Source organism: Pedobacter sp. AC379, from assembly GCF_979258145.1.
Genome location: NZ_OZ409839.1, coordinates 2322578 through 2347072 on the forward strand (window position 1 = coordinate 2322578; position 24495 = coordinate 2347072).

General features: G+C 35.8%; 28 protein-coding genes. 17 read left to right on the forward strand and 11 right to left on the reverse strand.

The annotated features are described in order from the left end of the window. Nucleotides 1-9: 9 nt before the first annotated feature. From ACZZZW_RS10325 to ACZZZW_RS10340, 4 genes are all read left to right on the forward strand, one after another. Nucleotides 10-1356: a DEAD/DEAH box helicase gene (locus ACZZZW_RS10325; protein ID WP_463493182.1), complete on the forward strand. Its 1347-nt coding sequence runs from the start codon at nucleotides 10-12 to the stop codon at nucleotides 1354-1356. A 97-nt stretch (nucleotides 1357-1453) separates the two neighbouring features. Beyond that, complete coding sequence (locus ACZZZW_RS10330; protein WP_055914616.1) at nucleotides 1454-1726, forward strand: hypothetical protein; 273 nt, start codon at nucleotides 1454-1456, stop codon at nucleotides 1724-1726. Between the two features lie 142 nt (nucleotides 1727-1868). Beyond that, entirely contained in the window at nucleotides 1869-2204 is a 336-nt protein-coding gene (gldC, locus tag ACZZZW_RS10335; RefSeq protein ID WP_055914613.1) for a gliding motility protein GldC, read from the forward strand. A gap of 307 nt (nucleotides 2205-2511) precedes the next feature. Continuing rightward, the gene (locus tag ACZZZW_RS10340) at nucleotides 2512-2910 is read left to right on the forward strand and encodes a hypothetical protein (RefSeq protein WP_463493183.1); all 399 of its coding nucleotides are present in this window, start codon (nucleotides 2512-2514) and stop codon (nucleotides 2908-2910) included. On the opposite strand, the gene ACZZZW_RS10345 is transcribed toward ACZZZW_RS10340, so the two are convergent. Genes ACZZZW_RS10345 through ACZZZW_RS10355 form a run of 3 tightly spaced genes read right to left on the reverse strand, consistent with a single transcriptional unit; the run spans nucleotide 2907 to nucleotide 4355 of the window. Further along, nucleotides 2907-3416, reverse strand: coding sequence for a lipocalin family protein (locus ACZZZW_RS10345; protein WP_463493184.1), 510 nt, complete (start codon nucleotides 3414-3416; stop codon nucleotides 2907-2909). The genes ACZZZW_RS10340 and ACZZZW_RS10345 overlap by 4 nt on opposite strands. A gap of 55 nt (nucleotides 3417-3471) precedes the next feature. Beyond that, nucleotides 3472-3861, reverse strand: a complete 390-nt coding sequence (locus ACZZZW_RS10350) for a cupin domain-containing protein (RefSeq protein WP_463493185.1) — start codon at nucleotides 3859-3861, stop codon at nucleotides 3472-3474. 14 nt (nucleotides 3862-3875) lie between these two features. After that, the gene (locus tag ACZZZW_RS10355) at nucleotides 3876-4355 is read right to left on the reverse strand and encodes a methylated-DNA--[protein]-cysteine S-methyltransferase (RefSeq protein WP_463493186.1); all 480 of its coding nucleotides are present in this window, start codon (nucleotides 4353-4355) and stop codon (nucleotides 3876-3878) included. Nucleotides 4356-4474: 119 nt separating this feature from the next. Here ACZZZW_RS10355 and ACZZZW_RS10360 point away from each other — a divergent pair, with 119 nt between their 5' ends. The 4 genes from ACZZZW_RS10360 to ACZZZW_RS10375 all read left to right on the forward strand — a co-directional run bounded on the left by ACZZZW_RS10360 (nucleotide 4475) and on the right by ACZZZW_RS10375 (nucleotide 8139). After that, complete coding sequence (locus ACZZZW_RS10360) at nucleotides 4475-5140, forward strand: heme exporter protein CcmB (RefSeq protein ID WP_463493187.1); 666 nt, start codon at nucleotides 4475-4477, stop codon at nucleotides 5138-5140. A gap of 41 nt (nucleotides 5141-5181) precedes the next feature. Then, nucleotides 5182-5844: a cytochrome c biogenesis protein CcsA gene (ccsA, locus tag ACZZZW_RS10365; protein ID WP_463493188.1), complete on the forward strand. Its 663-nt coding sequence runs from the start codon at nucleotides 5182-5184 to the stop codon at nucleotides 5842-5844. Nucleotide 5845: 1 nt separating this feature from the next. Beyond that, on the forward strand, nucleotides 5846-6064 hold the full coding sequence (locus tag ACZZZW_RS10370; protein WP_463493189.1) for a CcmD family protein: 219 nt from the start codon (nucleotides 5846-5848) through the stop codon (nucleotides 6062-6064). A 653-nt stretch (nucleotides 6065-6717) separates the two neighbouring features. Beyond that, nucleotides 6718-8139, forward strand: a complete 1422-nt coding sequence (locus tag ACZZZW_RS10375) for a Glu/Leu/Phe/Val family dehydrogenase (RefSeq protein WP_055914591.1) — start codon at nucleotides 6718-6720, stop codon at nucleotides 8137-8139. A 223-nt stretch (nucleotides 8140-8362) separates the two neighbouring features. On the opposite strand, the gene ACZZZW_RS10380 is transcribed toward ACZZZW_RS10375, so the two are convergent. From ACZZZW_RS10380 to ACZZZW_RS10390, 3 genes are all read right to left on the reverse strand, one after another. After that, complete coding sequence (locus ACZZZW_RS10380) at nucleotides 8363-9763, reverse strand: hypothetical protein (protein ID WP_463493190.1); 1401 nt, start codon at nucleotides 9761-9763, stop codon at nucleotides 8363-8365. 71 nt (nucleotides 9764-9834) lie between these two features. Next, nucleotides 9835-11895, reverse strand: a complete 2061-nt coding sequence (locus tag ACZZZW_RS10385; RefSeq protein WP_463493191.1) for a hypothetical protein — start codon at nucleotides 11893-11895, stop codon at nucleotides 9835-9837. Between the two features lie 29 nt (nucleotides 11896-11924). Further along, on the reverse strand, nucleotides 11925-12605 hold the full coding sequence (locus ACZZZW_RS10390; RefSeq protein ID WP_463493192.1) for a hypothetical protein: 681 nt from the start codon (nucleotides 12603-12605) through the stop codon (nucleotides 11925-11927). Nucleotides 12606-12857: 252 nt separating this feature from the next. On the opposite strand from ACZZZW_RS10390, the gene ACZZZW_RS10395 reads away from it, so the two are divergent. From ACZZZW_RS10395 to ACZZZW_RS10435, 9 genes are all read left to right on the forward strand, one after another. Continuing rightward, the gene (locus ACZZZW_RS10395) at nucleotides 12858-13292 is read left to right on the forward strand and encodes a cytochrome c maturation protein CcmE domain-containing protein (protein ID WP_463493193.1); all 435 of its coding nucleotides are present in this window, start codon (nucleotides 12858-12860) and stop codon (nucleotides 13290-13292) included. A 5-nt stretch (nucleotides 13293-13297) separates the two neighbouring features. After that, the gene (gene ccsA, locus ACZZZW_RS10400) at nucleotides 13298-15763 is read left to right on the forward strand and encodes a cytochrome c biogenesis protein CcsA (RefSeq protein ID WP_055914575.1); all 2466 of its coding nucleotides are present in this window, start codon (nucleotides 13298-13300) and stop codon (nucleotides 15761-15763) included. A 4-nt stretch (nucleotides 15764-15767) separates the two neighbouring features. Next, nucleotides 15768-16532: a Rossmann-like and DUF2520 domain-containing protein gene (locus ACZZZW_RS10405; protein ID WP_463493194.1), complete on the forward strand. Its 765-nt coding sequence runs from the start codon at nucleotides 15768-15770 to the stop codon at nucleotides 16530-16532. Between the two features lie 40 nt (nucleotides 16533-16572). After that, nucleotides 16573-16905: a 2Fe-2S iron-sulfur cluster-binding protein gene (locus ACZZZW_RS10410; protein WP_029275355.1), complete on the forward strand. Its 333-nt coding sequence runs from the start codon at nucleotides 16573-16575 to the stop codon at nucleotides 16903-16905. A 90-nt stretch (nucleotides 16906-16995) separates the two neighbouring features. Beyond that, complete coding sequence (gene iscX / locus ACZZZW_RS10415; RefSeq protein WP_025143141.1) at nucleotides 16996-17238, forward strand: Fe-S cluster assembly protein IscX; 243 nt, start codon at nucleotides 16996-16998, stop codon at nucleotides 17236-17238. A 75-nt stretch (nucleotides 17239-17313) separates the two neighbouring features. After that, complete coding sequence (locus ACZZZW_RS10420; protein ID WP_463493195.1) at nucleotides 17314-17841, forward strand: KdsC family phosphatase; 528 nt, start codon at nucleotides 17314-17316, stop codon at nucleotides 17839-17841. Nucleotides 17842-18024: 183 nt separating this feature from the next. Continuing rightward, a complete protein-coding gene (locus ACZZZW_RS10425; protein WP_055914962.1) occupies nucleotides 18025-18414 on the forward strand; it encodes a Spy/CpxP family protein refolding chaperone in 390 nt (129 codons plus the stop codon). A gap of 69 nt (nucleotides 18415-18483) precedes the next feature. Then, the gene (locus ACZZZW_RS10430; protein ID WP_463493196.1) at nucleotides 18484-19050 is read left to right on the forward strand and encodes a Maf family protein; all 567 of its coding nucleotides are present in this window, start codon (nucleotides 18484-18486) and stop codon (nucleotides 19048-19050) included. 52 nt (nucleotides 19051-19102) lie between these two features. After that, the gene (locus ACZZZW_RS10435; RefSeq protein ID WP_463493197.1) at nucleotides 19103-19789 is read left to right on the forward strand and encodes a carboxypeptidase-like regulatory domain-containing protein; all 687 of its coding nucleotides are present in this window, start codon (nucleotides 19103-19105) and stop codon (nucleotides 19787-19789) included. Nucleotides 19790-19822: 33 nt separating this feature from the next. On the opposite strand, the gene ACZZZW_RS10440 is transcribed toward ACZZZW_RS10435, so the two are convergent. The 5 genes from ACZZZW_RS10440 to ACZZZW_RS10460 all read right to left on the reverse strand — a co-directional run bounded on the left by ACZZZW_RS10440 (nucleotide 19823) and on the right by ACZZZW_RS10460 (nucleotide 24432). Beyond that, a complete protein-coding gene (locus tag ACZZZW_RS10440; RefSeq protein ID WP_463493198.1) occupies nucleotides 19823-20803 on the reverse strand; it encodes a Ppx/GppA phosphatase family protein in 981 nt (326 codons plus the stop codon). A gap of 690 nt (nucleotides 20804-21493) precedes the next feature. Next, a complete protein-coding gene (dnaJ, locus tag ACZZZW_RS10445; protein WP_055914551.1) occupies nucleotides 21494-22657 on the reverse strand; it encodes a molecular chaperone DnaJ in 1164 nt (387 codons plus the stop codon). A 176-nt stretch (nucleotides 22658-22833) separates the two neighbouring features. Then, nucleotides 22834-23415, reverse strand: coding sequence for a nucleotide exchange factor GrpE (locus ACZZZW_RS10450; protein ID WP_463493199.1), 582 nt, complete (start codon nucleotides 23413-23415; stop codon nucleotides 22834-22836). Nucleotides 23416-23543: 128 nt separating this feature from the next. Continuing rightward, nucleotides 23544-24227 carry a cell division ATP-binding protein FtsE gene (locus ACZZZW_RS10455; RefSeq protein ID WP_055914548.1) on the reverse strand — a complete coding sequence of 228 codons (684 nt, stop codon included), beginning with the start codon at nucleotides 24225-24227 and terminating at the stop codon, nucleotides 23544-23546. 1 nt (nucleotide 24228) lies between these two features. Beyond that, complete coding sequence (locus tag ACZZZW_RS10460) at nucleotides 24229-24432, reverse strand: hypothetical protein (RefSeq protein ID WP_057932355.1); 204 nt, start codon at nucleotides 24430-24432, stop codon at nucleotides 24229-24231. Nucleotides 24433-24495 lie beyond the last annotated feature (63 nt).

A 24495-nucleotide genomic window follows, 5' to 3' on the forward strand; every position in this document is an offset into this window, starting at 1 on the left:
TTGTGCGCTATGGCAAAATCGTTCGAAGAATTTAAGTTAAACAGGCAAATTTTAAATGCAGTTGCCGATGCAGGTTACACCGTTGCCACGCCGATACAGGAAAAAGCAATTGCTCCGGTATTATCGGGACAGGATATTTTTGGTATTGCCGAAACCGGTACAGGGAAAACCGCGGCTTTTGTTTTGCCTATTTTAATGCAATTAAAATATGCTCAGGGTGACAATCCCAGGGCTTTGATTTTATCTCCAACCCGCGAATTGGCCATGCAAATTGCAGAGCATGTAAAGTTGTTTTCTACACATACCGATCTACGTTCATTGGTAATTTTCGGTGGAATTGGTCCAAAAACGCAGAAGGAACAGATTGCTAAGGGTATCGACATTTTGATTGCTACCCCTGGGAGATTTTTGGATTTGTACTTGTCTGGCGATATCAATACCCAAAGTCTTAAATTTTTAGTGTTGGATGAAGCTGATAAAATGATGGATATGGGCTTTATTGGCTCAATTCACCGAATTTTAGAAATTGTTCCACGTAAACGCCAAAATTTGCTGTTTTCGGCAACAATGAGTGAGCTAGTGCAAAAAATTGCCGGCGATTTCCTGAATAATCCACTTGTGATTGAGGCATCTGCGCAAGCAACCCCGGCTGCAAATGTAACACAGGCCTTATATTACGTTCCGAATTTTAAAACGAAAATTAACTTGCTTCAGCATTTGCTAAAGAATGACGAGGCTTTTAACCGCCTGATTATTTTTTGTAAAACCAAAACCGTTGCAGATAACATATATAGTTTTATCGAACGGAGGTATGGTGCCGATAATGTTCGCGTAATACATGCCAATAAAGGTCAGAATACAAGAATTAACTCTATAAATAGCTTTAAAGAAGGCAATATCAGGGTTTTGGTTGCTACAGATGTTGCGAGTAGAGGGATTGATGTAAGTGATGTAAGTCATGTAATTAATTTCGATGTGCCTATCATTATTGAAGATTATGTGCACCGTATCGGGCGTACAGGTAGGGCTTTTGCCAAAGGCGATGCGATAACTTTTGCTACAGATGCTGAAAAATATTATATCCGCAAAATCGAAAAACTGATCCGCCAGTATATTCCTGTTGTTGAAATTCCTGAAGGAGTTTTTATTGATGAAACCCCTTACGAAGAACGTCAACACATTGCGAAGGAAATTGATATGCAAAAACGGAAAGAAGATCCTGATTTTAAAGGTGCTTTCCATGAGAAAAAACATGCTGCTGCAATTGAAAAAAAGGTAAGGGAAAAAGCGAAAGCAAAGGCCGGAAAGCAGATTAAGAGCTTTAAAAAAGGTAAAAAATTCGATAAGAAAAAGTAATGAACCCGACGCAATTAAAATAAGTGTTAATTTTCTAAATAATTATTTAAATCGTCAAAGGCTCCATCTGACAATTTAAAACAATAAATAAACACAGATGAAACTTAGGATTACGCCTTTGAATATCATTAGTGCCGCAGGATTAGGGCTTGTGGTTGTAAATCTTTTATCGGATAAAAGTACAGCACCCAGACATGTAAACATGGATGGTTTTTACCTGCTTATTTTGGGCTGTTTAATTGTGGTAACATTTATAACTGATATGATTTTTCGTTTTACCTTAAAAGATTTAAAAAGAATTTGGGTAGTAGAACTGATTTTTATTGTAATTGCAGCAGTAATTATGTTGATTTTACAAAAGGTAACGTAATCAAACCGTAAAAATCGCTGTTCAATCTTTATCGGTTTAAGCAACCAATCAGAGGAATCAAATTAAATAAGCATCTTTGCATCCGGAAAAATTAACCGATCTAATTGGAGAAATCTATTGAAGCGGTGCAATCAATATTAACATGAGAAAAGCAGAAATTAAAATAACCGTTGAGTTAGACGATAACAATATGCCAGAGAATATTCTTTGGGAAAGTACCGATGCACAAACAACAGATCAGGTGCCAGTAAAATCGATGATTCTTGCCCTTTGGGATCATAATTACAAAAACTCGATGCGTATTGATCTCTGGACAAAAGATATGCCTGTTGATGAAATGAAACGTTTCTTTTACGAAACTTTGCAAACAATGGGAGATAGCTTTTTGAAAGCCACAAACGAAACTTTAATAGTTGAAGATCTGCGCGATTACTGTGCACACTTTGCCGATAAAATGGGGATTATTGAAGGGCAGTAGTTTAGGCAATAGTTAATGGATAAAAATGCCAGGCATTTAGCTGAAAATTTTGAAACCATCAGCTTGTGTCAGATGTGTTAATCAATTCTAATAGTTTTCGCATTTAGAATTTTTGAAAAATACAGATTAGGCTGTTACACTATAGGCAATCAACTATTGCACATTAACTAATGCTGAAACAGATACTAATCCAAACAATTTATCCATTAGGGAAGTTTTGAGATAGGCAGGCCAATTAATTATATTACCGTGGACTATCATTAACTCCAAAACAGTTTGACCATTCATACAATTAACCATTATAAAAATGTTAGTATTAAATAAATTCAGGGCTTGGTTAGGCATAATATTATGCGTTATTGCTGGTTTTTGCCCAATTTTAAAGGTACCTATTAAAGGGAACTGGAATTTGTATCAATCAGATGCGCGTTTATTTCTAATTACCTATGCGATAATAGCCATTTCAGTTCTATTCCTTTTTATCAGAAGTGTTGGTGCATTTAGGTTTATGAGTTTTGTTATGGCAATATGGTATGTTTTAGCTGTTGTAGCCGTTTATTTTACCGCCAACAATTACACCAAATATGGTTTCGCCAATAAGTTGATCGGTAAAGTAGTACACTTCCAATGGGGTTGGATTGTACTTTTGGTAGGCGTAATATTTATGCTCTTTAGTGTTAAACGCGGCGAAAAAATTACAGCTTAAACTTTTTCGTGCAACTGCGAGGTTAGTTTAGCTACCTCATATCCTTTAGCTTTACATCTGGCTATTATTTCATCATGAGTTTTCTTTGGCATTGTTTGATTACGGCTCATGATGAACAAAAATTTATGATCAGGGTGGCCAACCACCACGTAAGAATAATCATCAGCCAGCTCAATAATCCAGTAATCAACCTTTATCGGCCAAATAAACTGCGCCTGTAATTCTCCTTTATCACCATCTTCTGAAGGAAACATTTTCGAACTCCTGGAGTACACCTTATCATCGCCCGGTTTTTTATAGGTAGTAAATACATTGTAATAACCATCTTTATTCAAGGTATACTTTGTGGTTGTTTCCCGGCTTCCTTTATCAAAAATTGTAGGAATAGAATATAACGAATACCATGTTCCAGAATATTTTTTTAAATCTAATTTAGCCACAGGAACATTTTTTTCCATGGGCAGGTAAGTTAAAAGAACAAGCAGGAGTGAGCAGATCGTTTTCATAATAGTAGGTTTTGCTATTATTTACGGATTTGACCCAATTTTGGTTTTAACAGTCTTAGTCTAAAGTAAAATAATCATCTGCATCTTCTTCCAGCGGAATATAAATTCTTTCCCATTCAATACCATCTACAATTTCCCAGGTATGCCCTTCTCCAGCGGTATCATTGGCAATAAGCACAATTCCTGGTTCTATAAGAAAGGTTTCTCCGTTACTAACTGTAAACTTCAATTTACCTTTAAGCGTAATAACATATTGTCTCCTTGGTGCCGGATGAGGGATTTTCTCTAAAGTGGAAACATCGGTTTGGGCAAAAAAGTAATTTGCATTAATGTGCTGACGGATTGGGATCTTGCCAGTTTCAAATGCACATTTGTCGCCTTCAATATTGATTAAACGTATAGCTTTTAAGTAGTTGTTTGGCGTTCCGGCTTGGTTTGTATTCATCTGCTAAATAGGGGTTAAAATTTTAATTCTGTTTGTCCTTTTCTGGCAACTTCACTTTCATGTTGAAGCAGCCATTTTTTGCGCCATAGGCCACCCGCGTAACCAACCAGTTTGCCGTTGCTGCCAATTACCCGGTGGCAAGGTACTACTATTGCAATATTGTTTTTTCCATTTGCCGATGCAATAGCCCGGATCGCCAAAGGATGATGCGCAGAAAATTTGGCATATGAAGTGGTTTCACCAAAAGGTATGGTTACTAAGTTCTGCCAAACCTCCTGTTGAAACGCTGTTCCCGTTTGTTTCATAGGGAAATTGAAAACCTGCAGTTCGCCTTTAAAATAATCATTTATTTGCCTTGCAACATTCGCAGTAAGCTGGTTTTCTGCCATACCTTTAGTGTCTTTTTCGGCAAAAGTAATAGCATACACAAATTCATCATCAGCAAAGATGGTTATTTTTCCAACTGGCGATTCTATAACTGATGCGTAATCCATGTTTTCTATGCCTTCTGTACTTTCGTGGCTAATTTCCTTAGGGTTTTATCTAAAACAAAATTACAACAATACAACAATTTAAGCGCGCAATATTTATCAATAAAAGTATATTTGCGGTTATGCAATTGGCCAAAGAGGTTAAATATTTAATACATAAGGAAGTACTGCTAGAGTGGCGTTCAAAATACACCATTAACGGTGTATTGCTTTATGTGGTTTCTACTATTTTTACCTGTTACCTGTCGTTTGTTAGCCTTGGCGATAAATTAACCTGGAATGCTTTGTTTTGGATTATCATGCTTTTTGCCTCCATTAACGGCGTATCGAAAAGCTTTTTGCAAGAAACTAAAGGACAGCAATTATACAGTTACATTCTGGCCAGCCCTGCTGCAGTTTTAATTTCTAAGATGGTTTACAACATCCTTTTAATGCTGGCTTTGACTACAATTGCGCTTGGATTTTACATTTTAGTTTTTGGTACATATCCTGATACTAATCTACTAATGTATTATATTGCTATTATTTTAGGTGCAATTAGTTTTTCGACTGTTTTCACCATGGTATCTGCCATTGCGAGTAAGGCTGGCAATGGTGGTATGTTAATGGCCATTTTAAGTTTTCCGATTATTATCCCGGTACTCATACTCTTAATCAGATTAGCTAAGAATGCAGTTGATGGCCTGCCGTGGGATACGAGTTATGATGAAATAAGCATGCTTTTAGCCGTTAACGTTGTTACTGTTGCAACAGCATTATTGTTATTTCCTTACCTTTGGAGAGAGTAAAGTAGTATAAAAATTATAGAGTTTAATAAATATTATAATATATGAGTAAAACATGGTGGAAAGTTCTGGGAGCCATATTGGTTTTGTATTCAACCGTAGGTGGATTATTAATTGGTGTACCTAGGTTAGCAATTTTGAATGAAACTATAAGGAACCTGTATTTTCATGTACCCATGTGGTTCGCTATGATTACACTTTTTTCTATTTCAGTTTTTTATAGTATTATGTTTTTATTAAAGGGAGAAGAAAGCTATGATACTAGAGCAGTTGAAAGTGTAAATGTTGGGGTGGTCTTTAGTATCCTCGGTTTAATAACTGGGTCGTTATGGGCAAAATATACCTGGGGACAATTCTGGAGTTTTGATGTTAAACAAAATTTTAGTGCAATTGCAATATTATTATATTTTGCTTATTTAATTCTTCGCAATGCAATTGATGAAGAACAAAAAAGAGCAAAAATATCAGCCATTTACAATATTTTTGCTTTTCCTATGATGGTAGTCCTTATTATGGTACTCCCAAGGCTGTCAGATTCATTACACCCTGGCAATGGTGGCAACCCAGGCTTTAATAGTTACGATTTAGATAGCAGAATGAGAGCAGTTTTATATCCAGCATTTATTGGTTGGTCTATTATTGGCTTTTGGATTTATACCATCCGTTTCAGAATACGTTCAATAGAAAACAAACAACAACATAATTAAAATGAAAAAGATATTTTTCTCCTTAATATTAATGATCGCCACTTTGCAACTATTTGCTCAGGATAACGGTGTAGAAATGGCCGATAGCCTTCGCAGCAATGGAAAAATCTACGTTGTTGTAATTTGTATCGTAATTATTCTTGTAGGCCTGCTTGCTTATCTTTTCACAATTGATAAAAGATTAAAGAAAATTGAAAAAGAAAACCACAATAGCAAATAATAGTACCTTAAAGGATTATAGCTATAAATATTTTATCGTTTCAAATGGCAATAAATAAATGCGTTATTGCTGATAATTTCATAAATTTTATATTTATCTTATTGTAAAATAGGATGTTATCGATTTTTAAAGTGCTAATTAAAGATACAAGCCAGTAAAGACATAAAATACCTACATCGCAGTATTGTTTTTTGATAATTTATTGATCAAGTTTGGTTAGTTAAAAATTAAATCAACGGGACGATTTAGATTAACATTGAAAAGTGATCAACATAATTGGTCACTTTTTTTATGTCTTAATTCCCGTGTCGAATTACAATATTCGTAATATTAGCCCGTTTTTATTGCCCTGTTTGTTAAGCGTTGTAATAAAAGCATGATTTAAATATTTTTTTTATAATTTTTTTAGGTTGAAATAAGCTTTAATAAAAGCGATAAAAATGGTCGTTTTTCTAATCTTTCCCAAAGCATTTATCTGCGTTTAAATAGGTATTAGTATTGTTTTTGAACAATTCGCTACAATTGGTATAAGTACTATGGATACTGCAAATCAGCGTGGTGTTTGGTGTACACTAAGTCTTTTTTCATTTGGATATGTGCGGTTTTTTTAGGCAATTTTGCATCGAAAACTTATTCATATTAAAAAATAAATAATGGCTAATCTAGCAGACGAGAACAAGTTCTTTGCAGATGTTTGTAAAAACTTTGACAGTGCGGCTCAATTCACCAATCATCCGGAAGGTTTATTGAACCAGATTAAAACATGTAATAGTGTATATCGTTTCCAGTTCCCAATACGCCGCGGAAACGGTTTTGAAGTAATTGATGCCTGGCGTGTAGAGCACTCTCACCATATGAGCCCTACAAAAGGTGGTATCCGTTATAGCGAAATGGTAAACGAAGATGAGGTTATGGCACTTGCAGCCTTAATGACATACAAATGTGCTATTGTTAACGTTCCATTCGGTGGTGCAAAAGGTGGGATCAAAATTAACACCAAACAATATAGCGTTGCCGAATTGGAAACGATTACCCGCCGTTATACTACAGAATTAATTAAGAAAAACTTTATCGGTCCCGGTATTGATGTTCCAGCTCCTGATTATGGATCTGGAGAACGCGAAATGAGCTGGATTGCCGATACTTATATGACCATGAACCCTGGCCAGTTGGATGCCTTAGGCTGCGTAACTGGTAAACCAATTGCTCTACATGGTATCCGTGGTCGTAAAGAAGCTACCGGCCGTGGTGTGGCTTATGCCGTACGCGAATGTGTAGAAGTTGCAGAAGATATGGCCAAAATTGGTTTTAAAGCAGGTTTAGGTGATAAAAGAGTAATTGTACAGGGTTTAGGTAATGTGGGTTATCACTCAGCTAAATTTTTGGCCGAATTTGGGGCTACTATCGTAGGCTTATGTGAATATGAAGGCGCAATTTATAATCCCAACGGATTAAATGTTGATGAAGTTTTTGCACACCGTAAAAATACAGGCTCTATTTTAGGTTTCCCAGGTGCTACCGATTTTAAAAACTCAATGGAAGGTTTAGAGCAAGATTGCGATATTATTGTTCCGGCGGCTTTAGAAAACCAGTTTACTGAGCTTAACATCCGCAACGTTAAAGCAAAAATTATTGCTGAAGGTGCAAACGGACCAACTACACCAGAAGCTGAAGCTATTTTTACTGAAATGGGTGGAATTATTATTCCTGATATGTATTGCAATGCCGGCGGGGTTACGGTTTCTTACTTCGAATGGTTAAAAAACCTTTCTCATGTTGCTTTCGGACGTATGGAAAACCGTTATGCGGCAAATTCTAATGCAAACCTGATCAATACTTTAGAAAACCTGACTGGTAAAACGATCTTGCCTGAGCACCGTTTGATGATTGTTAAGGGTGCCTCAGAAATGGAATTGGTAAACTCTGGTTTAGAAGATACCATGATCCATTCTTATCATGAAATTCGCGAAACTTTGAAGAATAAACCAGGCACGCAGACATTAAGAACTGCTGCTTTTGTAAATTCAATCGATAAAATTGCAGTTTCTTATATGAATTTAGGCGTTTGGCCATAATGCTTAGTTTTTTATCCTGAGCTTTTTGAAGGATCAAGAACTAAATGAAAGCCTTGCAGGATTAAAACTGCAAGGCTTTTTTTATTCGTTTTTAAGAGTTATGATCTGAATATATTGCCAACTATTAAAGCCGTTTCTAGCTCTTTTTATTTTGAAATGAATGCTCCTGTATTAATATTCTTATTAGAGTTGCTTTAAATCACCCTTTATCTGCAAAATTAGCCTATTTGCGTACCGGAATATCAGTTGGTAAATTAAATTTGATCTGGCTGTTGATACCATTTTTAAAGGTTTTTAAAAGCTGAATTAATGCATTTGCGTTTTGATTTGAAAACAGTAATTCCGATTCCAGTTTAATTTTATCTTTTCCTGTGCTTTTTGCTTTAATTTCCAGTTGGCTAAAGTTGCTTAAATTCTCAGCGATAAGTGGCATTGGCATTTGCTTCAACAATTTTTTAAAATCTATTTTAAGGTAAAAGAAATCTTCGGAGGATATTTTATTAAGGTCAGGTTTAAGATTTGGTAAAGTACTCAACTGAATATTGCCTTTGGTACCTTTAAAATAAGTTTGATAAAGTGGAATTATTGTTCTGCTGATTTTTCCGGTTGATTCATCCAGCGCACCTAAAGATTTTAGATAATTACTTACTTCCTGATCATTTGCACTCATGTTAATAGATATAGCCGGAATCTTTTTGTCCTGAAGAATTTTTTTCTCCACCCGTTCAAAATCATCATTATATTCATAACCAACAACAGTATCGACTTGGGTAATGGTGTTGGTCCATTCAAAATCAAGGTAATCTTTGTAAAATTTCGAAAAGTTATATTTTGAAAGAATAGAAGTATTTGGTGACTGATTATTTTTCGATACATCGGATTTATATTTTCCGTTTAACCACATGCTTACGGTACTTTCAGGATTCAAAACGCGATGTTTTGGTTGCAGTGCAGGTTCAATCCATTTATTGATAAATTCATTGCTGAAACTGATTTTTCCATCGGTAAAGCTAATCTTGCACAAATTGTTGCTATCCTGAAAAACTAAATGATCGGTGAGGTTAACGAGGTTGTTGAATTTGCTTTCACCAATTTTTACAATGTTTTTTTTATTCAGGATATCTGTAAGTACTGTTTTAACCTGTTCTTTTTGAGGAGAAAAGGCTAAAACAGCATTTGATTTGTTGAATAAAATTGAGATGGTCGAATCTTTTGATTGAAAGAAACCTGACTCTTTTTTCATTAATGGCAGGAAAGTATTTTTCTCAATAAATCGGTTAAAAGCCAACGTATCTGTAATTTCAAGGCTCGAAAAGAAGGTTGTTTTTGCTTTTTCAGCCAAGGTATATATATAGATGTTTGCCGGAATTTTCAAGCCTGTTTTTAAATCCTCTATTTTATCCTTTATGCCTTTTTTATCCCCTCCAGTATATTGGTTGGGATGTTTTATATAACTAATTGCGATGGTTTTATATAATTCATCAACATTAATTTTTAGCAGGGCAGTGGCAGAAGTTGGGATTGATATCTTATTCGCCTGTATCTGCCGATACTTGAAAAAGCCGAAATAACAGATCAGCAGCAATATTACTATTGCTGCTGTTATTTTTAAAAATTTCATCATAGAAAAGGTTAACTGTTTAAAGTGGTTAATAGGTTAACTACTTGAAAATTGTTATTAAAACAAGCAAGTGATTACTTCGCTGCATTTTCTATTAAAGAGAACAGGTATTTCAATGCATTTTCGTGTCCGTTCGGTATTTCTGCACTAATATCTGCTGAAACCAATCTACCTTTAATCGGGTTCGATTTCATATATACATTGCCCATTTTTTCTAAAGTGCTGTTAAATTTCTTAGCCGTTTCTTCGCCGCCAATTTCCGAATCCGGTACTTTGCCCACCAGGTTTTTGGCATTAAATAAAAAGCTGAAATTATTTTTGCTTAATAAATCTTTATGCAATTTGCTTAATTTATTGTTGTTGTATTGATTGTTGCTAATTCCCTGCATCTCTGTTAATGAGTTGCCAAAAAACACAATACCATCTTTAATCATGAAATAAATGTCAATTGGGCTTTTCTTTTCCTGGAATTTGTATATGTTATTTTCAACAGTGATAAAATTCTTGTTCAGCCCGTATTTAATTGCTTTGTTAATCAATCTGGTATCTTCAGATGAGAACATGAAAAGAAAATCAGGCAGGGTTTCCTGTTTCGTTTTAACTACCTCTTTTTGCTTATAATCATCATCATATTCGTAAGTGGTATAGGTAACGTCTTTAGTATTTAAACCGTTAATTACAAACAGGGCATCGCCTTTAACAACTTTGCTTATAGCTTCTTCATCCAAAATAAGTGAGATCAGATCAGCTCCCAAATCAATTTCTTCATCCATTCTTGCTCCTAAAAAAGATCCATAGGCTTGTTTCATTAATTTAGGAAACTCTTCCAGGTAAGCTTTGGTATCAATCGAGTAACTCATAAAACCAAGTGCTTTTTCGCTGTTTACATATTTCAGGAATTTTTTGTTCAACTTCCTGTTCATGATTTTTTTATAAGCATCGGCCTGTTCCTGAACCATTTCCAACCCTGTAGAGATACGGAAACTTTTATTGTCCATAAAAACCTTTGCATTTAAACTGCCATAACCTTTCATTAAACCAGCTTTTCCATAGGTGCCAAATTCGGGTGCTATTGAATTGTAAACATCCTGTAAACTCGATACCCAAAGTTCTGCAATGGCTTTATTGTCCAAACTTGCGGTATAGGATTTATTGTTTTCGATAGATTCGTAAGTGCCGTTAAAAATCTGATCGGCTTGAGTCGTCATCCAGGTAAAGGCTAATCTTTTTTTCTTTACATCCTGCTCGGTAAGCTCTTTTTGATAATCCTGATAATGTTTTTCATCGCCGGCCTGATTGTAGTTTGCCGCATCTGCAACATCGCCCGAAACATAAGTTGCAGCACTGTCTGTTACCACATCATCAGCCATATCAGGCGCAGTTTCATCATCAATAAAGCCATCACTTACCGGTTTTTTCTTTTTGGCAATGGTAGCTTTTTTACGGGTTTTAACTTTGGTTGATTTTTTTGTTGGTTTTTTCTTTTTAGCAGCGGTTTTGGCCTTTTTATAAGGTTTTATAGTGGTAGGCTGATCAATTGTTTCCGGGTAAGCAATTGTTGCAACAGAATCTACAGTAACTACTGTACTGTCAGTTACCGTTGTATCCCATCCATATTTTGTGTCTTTAATTCCATAACGTGCAGATTTGACAGAATCAGCAAAGAAAGAACTTTTAATGCTTCCTGTTACAAAATAAAGCATGTTGTTATTCCATTTGATTATACTCGTGCTATCTGGCAAAATCATTGTACGGATATCGCCTTGCTGAGTATACTTTTTTTCTTTGTTTTCAATCAAAGTTTCAAATTTTGCAGCATCTTTTATAGGGATCAAGAAACAGTTATAAGTAATGCTATCGCTTAACTGATTGAAATAATACATGTTTTTCTCCAGGTTGATGCCAAAATCTTCAATGCTGGTAAAATTTTTATCCAGTGACTTTGATGTTTCCGTAAGTAATTTTTTGCCAACAAAAGATTCGTTAAAGTCTTTCACAAACATGAGTTTAAAAACATTGTCGCCTTTAATAGTAGCTACTGTAAATGCATTTGAAGGGATTTTCTTAATTAAATCCTGTGCCTGCGCCAGTTGAAAGGATAAAAAGAAAGAGATGGCAATTAGAATTTTTTTCATTTAGATAGGGTTTTTCGGAAAGTGTGATTTTATTTAGACAGTTGTATCGTGTTCGATACGTTAATTTTTCCATTAATTAAATCCATGATGCTGCTTTTTAACATTACTGCTTTTTTGGATTTCGACACATTTGATGCCGGGTTAGTGCTACTTGTTACAGGAGATTCGAAACGGTAAATACTGGTATAGGTTGCGCCATTAAAAACAGCTTTGTCTTTCGCCTTTAATTTATTGAATTCGGTTTTTGCTGTACTTACAGGCTGATATTTCCTGTTAAAAGTTTTTGTGGTTTTGTTATAACTGTATGAGGATGTATTTGTAGCCTTAATTTTTTGCTGAGCAAGGATGTTTTTAGTGATATTATTGATATTTGAAACATCTTTAAATGAAAAACTGATGGTTGCAATGTAATTGCTAAAATCACTTGTGCTTTTAACATTCGAAATGCCTTCCGATTTTTTTAAATAAGCTACAGCTTCATTAAGTTCTTGTTGTATTTTTTGTTTGCTCGGCACTTTGTATCCCTGTACACTATCAAGCAGCATCACCGAAGCCACTTTGGTTTTGCTCTGGCTCAGGTTTATGGTTAATACAACATCTCCGGTTCCATCATTTTTCAAGGTAATTTCCTCAACAACTTCAAAACAGGAACTTAAAATGGGTATTAGAAAAATAAATAGCAATAGCTTATAAAACTGTTTCAAGTTCATGTTTATCCGGTTTATGTTTATTGTGGGATGTAAAAAGGAATAAAATCTGATGGGTCAAACTTAATAATTTCGAAGCTAAGTTTTATCGGATTTAAGATATTCCTTAAGATCAGTTATAAATAGATGCTCTTGTTGAAAATATTTCTGATAAAAATCAGGTAATTGTCAATATAAAGACAAGAAAAATGTAAAAGAATGCTTGCTAAGCCTATTTTTCTATCTTTGTTCCCAGCTTTTACAATACACATCATCATGAAGAAAAGTGCAATCATTGGGTTAATTACAATCGCAATTTCCGTAGGGATTTTATTTAGCTTAAACGCAAATACAGATACTTACTCTAATTTCAAACAAGCCGCTACTTCTAACAAAGAAGAGCACGTAATGGGCTATTGGGAAAAATCAAAAGGTACGTATTACGATGCGGTAAAAGATGCCAACCATTTTTCATTCCATATGAAAGATGAAAAGGGAGAAGTAAGAGAGGTTGTGTATGCAGGTACTAAGCCACAGGATTTTGAAAAGTCAGAAAAATTGGTTTTGATTGGTAAAATGGATCAGGACAAATTTTACGCATCCAAAATTTTAATGAAATGCCCTTCTAAATATAACGATAACCTGGTTGAAATCAACAAGGATGGTAAGGTTGATACTGTAGGTAAGTACGGCGAAAAAAAATATAACTAATTTTAATGGATATTCAATTTGTAGGCGAACACCTGCTGCCGGGTAAAATCGGTCAGTTTTTTATTGTACTGGCGTTTAGTGCATCATTACTTTCAACAATCGCATACTTTTATGCCAGTCGCGAGAAGAATTTAGAAGATAAATCCTGGCGAAATTTAGGCCGTATTGGGTTCTTAATTAATTTTGCCTGTATTATTGGTATAGGAGCAATTTTATTCTACCTGGTATTAGGCCACTACAATGAGTACAGTTACATTTATTGGCACTCATCAAAACAGCTTCCAATACACTTTATTATTTCTGCTTTTTGGGAAGGTCAGGAAGGTAGTTTCTTGCTTTGGGCTTTTTGGCAATCATTTTTAGGTACTTTATTAATCTGGAAAGCTAAAACCTGGGAGCGCCCTGTAATGACAGTTGTGGCCTTTTCACAGGTGTTTTTAACATCGATGCTTTTGGGTGTAGAAATTTTAGGCGAGCGCATCGGAAGTTCTCCTTTTATACTACTAAGAGATTCTCTTGATTTAAAATCAATGGCGCCTGTTGTTTTTGCAAATCCTGAAAATTTCGCTAATTATTTAAAATTCATTACTGATGGCAGAGGATTAAATCCATTGTTGCAAAATTACTGGATGGTTATTCACCCGCCAACCTTGTTTTTGGGTTTTGCAAGTATGGTTGTGCCTTTTGCTTACGGAATTGCAGCCTTATGGCAAAAAAGATATAAAGAATGGATTAAACCAGCATTACCATGGACGCTTTTTGCGGTAATGGTTTTAGGTACAGGTATTATTATGGGTTCGTTTTGGGCTTATGAAGCCTTAAATTTTGGTGGTTTCTGGGCTTGGGATCCTGTAGAAAATGCCTCTTTAATTCCATGGTTAACCTTAATTGGTGCTGTACACGTAATGATTGCATATAAAAATACCGGTCATGCTTATTTTACAGCCATTGCATTGGTATTTTTAAGTTTCTTATTGGTGCTTTATGCATCGTTTTTAACCAGAAGCGGTATTTTAGGCGATACATCCGTTCACTCATTTACCGATATGGGTATGTTTGGGCACTTAATTTTATACAATGTAGTATTCGCCGTTTTAGCAGTTGTACTAATTGTAATCAGGTGGAAAGAATTGCCGATTACCACCAAAGATGAAGAAACCTATTCGCGCGAATTCTGGATGTTTATCGGAGCTTTGGTAGTAACCATTGCCTGTATTCAGGTTATTTTCTCTACTTCAGTGCCAGTCTTTAATAAGGCTTTCGGTACTAAATTTACTCCTCCTATTGATGCTGTAAAGTATTACAACCAATGGCAGGCACCATTTGCGGTGTTAATTACATTAATTTCAGGTTTCTCTCAATATTTAAAATATAAAAGAACCGACCCGCGAAAATTTTATAGCAGCTTAATTTCTGCAATTGTTTTTTCAATTGTTTTAACTGCGGGTTTGGTGTATGTAGCAGAAATCTACACCAACACCATGTACATTCTGATTACTTTTAGTTGTTTATTTGCTGTACTTTCCAATGCAGCCATATTGTATCAGGCTTTTGGTGGTAAAGCCAAACTGGCCGGATCTGCAATTGCTCACATTGGTTTTGCTTTTTTAATTTTAGGTGCATTAATTTCTGCCGCTACAAATAAGCCAATTTCCATTAATGCGAATAAATTTATTCCGGTAGAAGGTTTTGAAAAAACAGAAAAGCCTGGCGAAAACATTATGTTATACAAAAACGAGCCAAAACAAATGGGTAAGTATACTGTAACCTATGTAGCCGATACCACAGTGGCACCAAATACCATTTATACGCTTAATTTTAAAGTTTTAGATAAAGAAGGTAAGGTTAAAGAAGATTTTAACTTGCATCCGCATGTTCAGGCAAATGAAAAAATGGGCTTAATTGCATCTCCTGATACCAAGCACTATTTAACTTACGATGTTTATACACACATTACGAGTGCGGCTGTTAAACAAGAATCGCATGATGACCATGAAGGGCATTCGGATGATGAAAACTATAAAGCACCTCGTATTGTAAAGGTTTCTGTAGGGGATACCATTCATACCTCAAGTGGAATAGTTACCGTTAAAGATTTAAACAGAAAACCTACCGCAAAAGATTTAGCATTAGGCCAGGGCGATTACGCTGTTGGTTTACCTTTAGAGATTAGTGCTGCGGGTAAAATTTACAACACAGAGCCTATCTTTTTAATAAAAGGTAACAATACTTTTGATTTCGCACGTAAGGTTGATGAACTTGATCTGAAATTCCGTTTTTCGAGGGTATTACCGGATGAGAAAAAAGTGGAACTTCAGATTTTTGAAAAACCTCAGCAAGCTAAAGATTGGGTTGTTTTTAAGGCAATTGAGTTTCCTTTTATCAATTTATATTGGGCAGGTACCATTGTAATGGTTGTTGGTTTCTTACTTTCAATTTTCAGAAGAAGAAAAGAGGCCAAAGTAGCATAACAACATGAAGATTGTTTTATTAGGTTCGGGTAATGTTGCCACACAATTGGCCAAGGCTTTAAAGGCTGTAGGTGAAGAAGTGGTGCAAGTTTATAGCCCTAATCTAAATCATGCACAGTTTTTAGCTAATTTAATAGAAACCAAAGCAGTAAGCGATTTAAATGATCTTGAACAGAATGCTGATTTATATATTATTTCGGTAAAAGATGATGCCATTGCCGCAGTTGCCGGATCATTAAAAAATGTAAATGGTTTAGTGGTGCATACATCAGGAACTACAGATATTAATACTTTATCCTCACTGGTGAAAAATGCGGGTGTTTTTTATCCTTTGCAAACTTTTTCTAAAGGGAAGGAAATTTCATTCGTAAATATTCCACTTTGTATTGAAGCTAGTAACGAAGATCAATTAACTGTTTTAACCAATTTAGCAACCAAATTAAGTACTAAAGTATATCTGTTAGGTGGAGAAAAGCGAAAAGTATTACACCTGGCTGCCGTGTTTGCCTGTAATTTTCCGAACCACCTTTACACTTTAGCCAATGAAATTTTGAATCAGAATGATTTGGATTTCGAAATCATCAGACCTTTAATTGCCGAGACGGCTGATAAGGTAATGAGCAATCTGCCTGAAAATGTGCAGACGGGACCAGCAGTACGGGCTGATGAAAATACTTTAAATAAGCACATGAGCATGTTAACAAGCATGCCCGGGTTGCAGAATATTTATCAAACATTAAGCGATAGCATAAAATTAACGCTGAAATAGTATTATTACGGCTTTTGCTTATTACTTTTGCAAAATAATTATGAGCATTTTTAAATTAAAAATAAATTTTGAAGAAGCAGATCACGAATCTATTGAATTGCCAATAGCCGCGGGAGAATCTGTTTTAGATGTTTGTCTGGATAACGGAATCGAATTACAACACAACTGCGGTGGTGTTTGTGGTTGCAGTACCTGCCATGTATACGTAACAAAGGGCATGGATAATATCGAAGAGATTTCCGACAAAGAAGAAGACTTTATCGACAGAGCTGTCCGTCCGAAAATTACTTCCCGCCTGGGTTGCCAATGTGTGGTAATTAATGGCGATATTGAAGTTACCATTCCAGATCAATCAGACTTTATGGGTCACTAGTTATAGTCCCTAAGCAAAAGTCATTAGTCGGTTAGCCAATTTATAAATTTAACCGATTAACCAATTTCAACAATTAACCAACAAAACAACATGAACAACGATAAATTTGCTTTACCTTTTTACTGGAATGATTATGAAGATATTGCAATGTCTTTATATGAGAAATTCGGTGATGACTTTACAGAAGCTAAAATCTACCGTATCCGCTTTACCGAACTTTTAGAATGGGTTTTATCCTTACCAAACTTTAAGGGTACCCGTGAGGAAAGCAGCGAAGGGCATTTAGAGCAAATTCAATCTGCCTGGGTGTACGAGTGGAGAGATAATCAGTAATTTGTTTGGAGTAATGAGTTTAGAGTTTTGATGCTCCATTAACTTCCAACTCCAAGCTCCAAACCCCAGCTAAAGATGTTTCTCCAAAAACTAAAAGAGATCACCACTTTCATTTTTGATGTAGACGGTGTGCTTACCGATGGGTCAGTTCAGGTTACTGATAATGGTCAATCGCTACGCACATTTAACATTAAAGATGGTTATGCCATGCAATTGGCAGTTAAAAAGGGATATAACCTTTGTATCATTTCTGGTGGTGATGGTATTGCAATGGGAAAACGCTTCTTCAATTTAGGGGTTACCGATGTTTTCCTTGGAACCGGAGATAAGGTAGCCATCTTTAATCAATACCTTCAGGATAAAAATATTATTGCCGGAGAAGTGCTTTATATGGGCGACGATATCCCTGATTTAAAAGTTATGAAACTTGTAGGTCTTCCAACCTGTCCGGCTGATGCCGTAGAAGAAATAAAAGCTATTTCTACATTTGTATCTCCCTATAAAGGAGGCAAAACTGCTGTTCGCGATATTATCGAAAAAGTGATGAAAGTGCAGGGCAGATGGCATGATGAAAATCCGAACGCTGCCGATTCTGGCATGTAAATTAGCTTAATTTATAATTTATTGGGTGCTGCATAATAATTCCGTCTTAACAAGGTTATTTCAGAAGGTGTGAAACGCGGCACATTGTAATTTGCAACAGCTAAGTTACATTTTGCCATTAAACTATTGTTTTTTTTTAGACTCAAACCATCTCAATTTTCAACCAAAAACAACAAAAACAACATGAAAAAATTAATGATGATTTGCGGATTAATGCTAGGTATAGCTGGTTTCGCTAACGCGCAACAACAAGGTGGTGGACAAGGCAGAATGATGATGAAACCTGAAGACCGCGTAAAACAGTTAGACGAGAAATTAAAACTATCTGACGATCAAAAAACGAAATTAACAGCTGTTTTTACTGAGCAGGCAGAAACCATGAAAAAAATGCGCGAAGAAATGCAAGGTGGTGATAGAGATGCAATGAGAGAGAAAATGCAAAAAATGCGTGCTGATAATGATGCAAAAGTAAATGCTGTATTAACTGACGATCAGAAAAAAACTTACGAAACCTGGCAAAAAGAGCAACGTGCCGAAATGGAGAAACGTAGACAAGGTGGTGGCAACAACTAAATCTTGTTAAAATATTAAATAAGAAAGCGGCTTTAGGCCGCTTTTCTTATTTTAGCAAAAAAATAAAATATGCCTGTAAATTTTCCCCCTATTGTTTTAGCCTCTAAATCGCCACGCCGACAAGAACTGTTAACCCTTATGGGTTTAAATTTTAAAGTAGAATTAAAAGATGTTGATGAGAGTTATCCTGATGGTTTAAGTCCGGCAGAAATTGCAGTTTATATATCAGAGCAAAAAGCAAAGGCATTTACCGGAGATGGTGAAATTATCATTACCGCCGATACTATTGTAGCTTTAAATGGCGAAATTTTAGGCAAACCAACCGATAGGGCACACGCACAGGAAATGCTCAAGAAACTTTCAGGCAGCAGGCATGAAGTATTTACAGGCGTAACGGTTGTTAAAGGCGATAAAAGCTATTCATTTTATGATCGTACGGAAGTGTACTGTAAAGCCGTTAACAGTGAGGAAATTGATTTCTACATTGATAATTACCAACCATATGATAAAGCAGGCAGTTATGGTGTGCAAGATTGGTGGGGAATTGTTGTAGTAACGCGCATTGAGGGTTCGTATACGAATGTAATGGGCTTGCCAACCGAAAAGCTTTATAACGAACTCCTTAAATTTATTTAAATCTCTTTGTGGAATATCCTACATCGTTACATCATCTAATAAAATGATCACGATGAAAAGGAGAATTAACGAAGTTACCATTGCTGAACCCTGTTTGCAAAATTGGGATGAAATGGAAAAGGGTGCAGGTTTTAATTTCTGTACGGCCTGCAGTAAAAATGTAATTGATTTTTCAGGCTATACTAATGCCGAAATCATCGGTGTATTATCCAATTCAGGTTCTTCTGTATGCGGCCGGTTGAGCCAAACTCAATTAAACCAGCTTAATTATCATTTGTCGGTTATGCCAACAACAAATAGAAACTGGATGAAATATCTTGGTGTACTGGCTATAGGCATGAGCATTTTTGTGATGGATGCACAGGCTAAAAATATTAAAGCACCAATTGAAACTATAAAAAGTATTAACCACAAACACGGAGATACAAAGCCGATTATACCTAAAAAAGTATATGGTTATGTTTTTGGTGCCGATAACAAGCCTGCAGCAGGGATTAGATTAACGATTGTTGATACCAAGTTTTTTGCAACAACCGATGAAAACGGCCGGTATGAGATAAGTTTAGATGATAAATTTAACGTTAAAAATAACCAGATGATTGTTGAAAGTATACAGTATAATGGTATGCTAATATTCAATTTTTCTAAAGACAAACAGAATGATCTTAAGCTTAAAAAAGCAGAACACATGATTATGGGGCGTATGATTATTGCACCAAAGAAAAGTAAATTACATTAGTGTAAAGAAGTCACCTATAGAAATGGATATCTGTTATTGCATCATACTGGCCAGTACGCCCATTTTTAAATCATATGTAGAAAGCTTCAAATGGTTTATTTTTGTTCTACCCAATATGTAATTGGTGATCAAGGCAGCAATAACAATCATATCTACCCGTAAAGGAATTATGTCTTGCATTTCGGTTCTTTCCTGATGTGTAGAGTTGAGTATTTTAATTGCTATTTCTATGTAATCATCAAAATTCAATGCTAAAGTTTTCATTGTTGCAATGTCTGCCTTTTGATTGTTTTTTCTCGTGATAAGTGCTGCAAATGTTTCAAATGCACCAGCTGAACCGATTAGTATTTTTGGTTTATATTTTTCGCAGATATCAAATAGATCTGTCAATTGATTTTGAACATGGAACAAAATGGCATTTTTCTCTTCATCGGCCAATGGATCGGATTTAAAGAACTGTTGCATTAAACGTGCAGCGCCAATGTTATAACTTTTCTTCCAGATTAATCTTTCGGTATCACAAAGAATAAATTCTACGCTCCCACCTCCAATATCCATAATTAACGATAGCTCAGTAACTGCACCACTTAGTTTTACACCCTGGTAAATTAATTCAGCTTCTTCATCGCCAGTAATGGTTTCGATCGTTATTCCTGCGCTAGTTTTAACTACATCTACAAATTCATTTCCATTTTCAGCACTTCTAATTGCAGAAGTAGCTGTTGCCCTTACCTCATCAACCCGGAACTCGGAGATGGTCCGGCTAAAATTTTCAAGACAGCTTATTCCTCTTTCAAAGGCTTCAGGAATGATGAGATTATCGTTAATTCTACCTTCGCCCAACTTAACGGGTACATTGGTTTTGTAAAGAATTTCAAATTGCTTTCCCTCTGTTTCAGCAATAAGCAAATGGAAAGTGTTGGTGCCAAGATCGATAATAGCAATGCGCATAGTTTTTTGTATTTTGGAAAGCAATTGCAGTGTTTCTTCGGAAACTGTGGTCCTGCTATCCATTAAATTTCGTTAATGTTTTTGCTAAATTAAATGAAGTGAACCGAAATACCATTGCTATCAGGTTTATTTTATTGAGGCCTGTGGTTTTTGGGGGAAATAGCATGGTGTTTATCAAGTTCTATTTAGTTTCGGTCGGTGAGAAACCAACTGATAGGTGAAACAATCATGTAATTTGATCCTTTGATGCTGCTTATTTTCAGTCAGTGAAACACCAACCGATAGGTGAAAAATTGGCGCTGGCCAGGCTACCTTGAATAGTAGCAAAAACTGTTGTTAATAAACGGGATAGCAGCGGCAGCCTCCGATTTTTATTCGGAGCTATAGCGTATAGCCCGATTGATGCCAATATAATTACTCAACTGCTTTTCAAATTACTGTTATCTTACTGGTAAAAATATTAAGTTAAAGCAATCATGTAATTTCTCTTATAAAGGCTGCTTAGTTTCGGTAGGTGAGGCACCGACCTATAGGTGAATATTGATACTGCTATTGAGTTTTTTCTAAAGGCATTTTTGAATTCATCTATATTGCTGTTTAATACCTATTTTGCAAATTTGGCAACCCCCAAGGCAAACAATTTCTCAGATAGGTGAGGTGAATTAATACAGATGCTGAAATAAATTCAGTATGACGATTGCATAAAAAAAACCGATGCTTGCGACATCGGTTCTTAAATTTAATATTTAATAATTACTCGAAGTATTCTTTCATTCTTTCGAAGAAACTCTTATCATTTTTACCTGGTTGAGGTTTAAAGTTTGGAGATTCACGAAGTTTCTCTAAAGCACTGCGTTCGTCGCTGCTTAAAGCTTTTGGTGTCCAGATGTTGATATGGATAATTTCATCACCCCTATGGTAAGAGTTCACTTCTGGTAAACCTTTACCTTTTAAGCGCAATAATTTACCACTTTGAGTTCCTGGATCGATTTTAATTTTTGCTTTACCATCAATGGTTGGTACTTCGATGCTCATTCCTAAAGCAGCATCAACAAAGCTTAAATGCAAATCGTATACAATGTTATTGCCTTCACGTTTTAAGGTTTCGTGTGGTGTTTCTTCAATTAAAATAATTAAATCACCTGGGATACCGCCATTAGGAGCTGCATTTCCTTTTCCACTCATGCTTAACTGCATGCCTTCACTTACTCCGGCAGGGATGTTAATGGTAATGGTTTCTTCTCCACGTACCACACCGTCTCCATGGCAAACAGTACATTTAGAAGTAATCTGTTGTCCGCTACCATTACAAGTAGGGCATGTAGATGCTGTTTGCATCTGGCCCAAAATGGTATTAGTTACCCTGCGTACTTGGCCGCTACCTCCGCAGGTACCACAGGTACTTACCGATGATTTATCTTTTGCGCCCGAGCCATCGCAGGTTTTACAAACGATTAATTTATTAACCTTGATTTTTTTCTCTGCGCCGTGTGCAATTTCTTCAAGGGTTAATTTAACTTTTATACGTAGGTTAGAACCTTTGGCAACCCTACGGCCACCACGTTGCTGGCCGCCGCCACCACCGCCGAAAAAGCTTTCGAAAGGATTATGGCCACCAAATACATCGCCGAAATTGCTAAAAATATCGTCCATGTTCATGCCGCCACCGCCGTAGCCACCGCTACTTGCGCCGCCAACTCCTGCATGACCATATTGATCATAACGTTGTTTTTTCTCCGGACTGCTTAATACCTCATAGGCTTCGGCAGCTTCCTTAAATTTATCTTCAGCAGCTTTATCCCCAGGGTTTTTATCCGGGTGATATTTAATCGCCATCTTGCGGTAGGCTTTCTTTATCTCATCAGCAGCTGCGCCCCTGGCTACGCCCAATACGTCGTAATAATCTCTTTTACTCATCTTCTTTATAAAATGATTGAATGATTGAGTGATGGAAATAAGAGAATGTTAATTCAATTATTCAAAATTCAATTATTCAATAATTATTTCTGTATTAATCATTAAATGACTGATGGAATAAGAGAATGGTATTTAGCATTCAACCATTCATTTCAATCATTCAATAATTTACTTTTTTATGCTCCAACTACAACTTTAGCAAAGCGGATTACATTATCATTTAAGGTATATCCTTTTTCAACTTCATCAATTACTTTTCCTTTTAAATCCTCAGTAGGGGCTGGGATATTGGTAATTGCCTCGTGGAAATCGGTATTAAAAGGTTGGCTGATGCTTTCTACATCTTTCAGGCCTTTCTGTGCCAGTGTGTTTTTCAGTTTTGTACTAACCAACAAAATACCTTCTTTTACCGGAGCAACATCAGCAGCAGTTTCCATTGCTTTTAATGCACGGTCGAAATCATCTAAAACTGGTAAAAGCGATACAATTACATCTTTACCAGCTGTTTGCAATAATTCTACACGTTCTTTTTGGGTACGGCGTTTATAATTGTCGAATTCTGCGTATAAACGTAAATATTTGTCGTTAAGCTGTTGAACTTCTGCTTGCAATTTTTCTTCAGCAGATAATTCTGGAGCCTGCTCAGTTTCATTTGCAGAAGCATCAGTATTCTCTACATTTTCAGCAGTATTTTCTGATGTATTTTCAGGATTCATTATATTTTCTTCTTTATCGTTATTTTTCTTCTTATTAAACATAATACTAGGCTGAATTTTTTTGTGTTAATCTCAACTATTTTGCCATAAACTGAAATCAGCCAAGCTGTCAGATTTATTTGTATTTATCTGAACAGATTGGCTGATTAGCTGACGGATGTCAGAATTTTTTATACGATTTGTGCATCTTCATGCACCACACCATTTTCACATTTAATAATGCGTGAAGGGAAAGTACGGATAATGTGGTAATCGTGAGTGGCCATTAAAACCGCAGTTCCGGCCTGGCTGATTTGCTTTAAAAGGGTTACAATTTCTTCTGAAGTTTCCGGATCTAAATTTCCTGTAGGTTCATCAGCAAGTATAATTTCAGGATCGTTTAGCAAAGCCCTCGCAATAACGATACGCTGTTGTTCACCTCCCGAAATTTCATGTGGCATTTTTTTAATTTTAGAACGTAAACCAACTTTGTCCAAAACATCTTTAATGCGTTCATTAATTAGTTTCTCGTCTTTCCAGCCTGTTGCTTTGAGTACGAATTCGAGGTTTTTTTCAATTGTTCTATCAGTAAGTAGTTGAAAATCCTGAAATACCACTCCTAATTTACGGCGTAAAAAAGGCACCTGACTTTCTTTTAGATTTTTAAGGTCGAAACCGGCAATATTACCATCGCCATTACCAATATGAAGGTCGCCATATAATATTTTAAGCAAACTACTCTTACCGGAGCCTGTTTGCCCGATCAGGAAAACAAATTCGTCTTTTTCGATATGTAAATTTACGTTGGAGAGGACTAAATGTTTCTGCTGAAAAACATCAACATTGCTTAAATGAATTACTGAATTGCCTGCCATATTATATTTCTAATTTTGCAATCTGCCCGAAAGGCAAATCTTTAACCATTTCCATAATGTATTCCTGCTTGTCGCCAAGTCCGAGTTTTTCCAACGATTTATCAGGTCTATCAACCCTAAAATAAGCTAAAAGTGTAAACTTGTCATCTCTTAACTGTACGTAATCTGGAATTTTGGCTATGCCTTTAACTTTAACGATATACATTGTGTCCAAAAATAGCTATTTAAGCTGAAAGCCCAAAGGAGAAAGCTGAAAGACTAAAATACA

Coding starts and splice junctions, on each gene's coding strand:
- ACZZZW_RS10430 (WP_463493196.1), top strand. CDS start 18,484: ATGCCTGTAAATTTTCCCCCTATTGTTTTAGCCTCTAAATCGCCACGC.
- ACZZZW_RS10380 (WP_463493190.1), bottom strand. CDS start 9,763: ATGATGAAATTTTTAAAAATAACAGCAGCAATAGTAATATTGCTGCTG.
- ACZZZW_RS10360 (WP_463493187.1), top strand. CDS start 4,475: ATGCAATTGGCCAAAGAGGTTAAATATTTAATACATAAGGAAGTACTG.
- ACZZZW_RS10350 (WP_463493185.1), bottom strand. CDS start 3,861: ATGAATACAAACCAAGCCGGAACGCCAAACAACTACTTAAAAGCTATA.
- ACZZZW_RS10370 (WP_463493189.1), top strand. CDS start 5,846: ATGAAAAAGATATTTTTCTCCTTAATATTAATGATCGCCACTTTGCAA.
- ACZZZW_RS10455 (WP_055914548.1), bottom strand. CDS start 24,227: ATGGCAGGCAATTCAGTAATTCATTTAAGCAATGTTGATGTTTTTCAG.
- ccsA (WP_055914575.1), top strand. CDS start 13,298: ATGGATATTCAATTTGTAGGCGAACACCTGCTGCCGGGTAAAATCGGT.
- gldC (WP_055914613.1), top strand. CDS start 1,869: ATGAGAAAAGCAGAAATTAAAATAACCGTTGAGTTAGACGATAACAAT.
- ACZZZW_RS10355 (WP_463493186.1), bottom strand. CDS start 4,355: ATGGATTACGCATCAGTTATAGAATCGCCAGTTGGAAAAATAACCATC.
- dnaJ (WP_055914551.1), bottom strand. CDS start 22,657: ATGAGTAAAAGAGATTATTACGACGTATTGGGCGTAGCCAGGGGCGCA.
- ACZZZW_RS10435 (WP_463493197.1), top strand. CDS start 19,103: ATGAAAAGGAGAATTAACGAAGTTACCATTGCTGAACCCTGTTTGCAA.
- ACZZZW_RS10440 (WP_463493198.1), bottom strand. CDS start 20,803: ATGGATAGCAGGACCACAGTTTCCGAAGAAACACTGCAATTGCTTTCC.
- ACZZZW_RS10390 (WP_463493192.1), bottom strand. CDS start 12,605: ATGAACTTGAAACAGTTTTATAAGCTATTGCTATTTATTTTTCTAATA.
- ACZZZW_RS10340 (WP_463493183.1), top strand. CDS start 2,512: ATGTTAGTATTAAATAAATTCAGGGCTTGGTTAGGCATAATATTATGC.
- ACZZZW_RS10345 (WP_463493184.1), bottom strand. CDS start 3,416: ATGAAAACGATCTGCTCACTCCTGCTTGTTCTTTTAACTTACCTGCCC.
- ACZZZW_RS10395 (WP_463493193.1), top strand. CDS start 12,858: ATGAAGAAAAGTGCAATCATTGGGTTAATTACAATCGCAATTTCCGTA.
- ACZZZW_RS10460 (WP_057932355.1), bottom strand. CDS start 24,432: ATGTATATCGTTAAAGTTAAAGGCATAGCCAAAATTCCAGATTACGTA.
- ACZZZW_RS10410 (WP_029275355.1), top strand. CDS start 16,573: ATGAGCATTTTTAAATTAAAAATAAATTTTGAAGAAGCAGATCACGAA.
- ACZZZW_RS10385 (WP_463493191.1), bottom strand. CDS start 11,895: ATGAAAAAAATTCTAATTGCCATCTCTTTCTTTTTATCCTTTCAACTG.
- ACZZZW_RS10450 (WP_463493199.1), bottom strand. CDS start 23,415: ATGTTTAATAAGAAGAAAAATAACGATAAAGAAGAAAATATAATGAAT.
- ACZZZW_RS10425 (WP_055914962.1), top strand. CDS start 18,025: ATGAAAAAATTAATGATGATTTGCGGATTAATGCTAGGTATAGCTGGT.
- ACZZZW_RS10325 (WP_463493182.1), top strand. CDS start 10: ATGGCAAAATCGTTCGAAGAATTTAAGTTAAACAGGCAAATTTTAAAT.
- ccsA (WP_463493188.1), top strand. CDS start 5,182: ATGAGTAAAACATGGTGGAAAGTTCTGGGAGCCATATTGGTTTTGTAT.
- iscX (WP_025143141.1), top strand. CDS start 16,996: ATGAACAACGATAAATTTGCTTTACCTTTTTACTGGAATGATTATGAA.
- ACZZZW_RS10420 (WP_463493195.1), top strand. CDS start 17,314: ATGTTTCTCCAAAAACTAAAAGAGATCACCACTTTCATTTTTGATGTA.
- ACZZZW_RS10330 (WP_055914616.1), top strand. CDS start 1,454: ATGAAACTTAGGATTACGCCTTTGAATATCATTAGTGCCGCAGGATTA.
- ACZZZW_RS10375 (WP_055914591.1), top strand. CDS start 6,718: ATGGCTAATCTAGCAGACGAGAACAAGTTCTTTGCAGATGTTTGTAAA.
- ACZZZW_RS10405 (WP_463493194.1), top strand. CDS start 15,768: ATGAAGATTGTTTTATTAGGTTCGGGTAATGTTGCCACACAATTGGCC.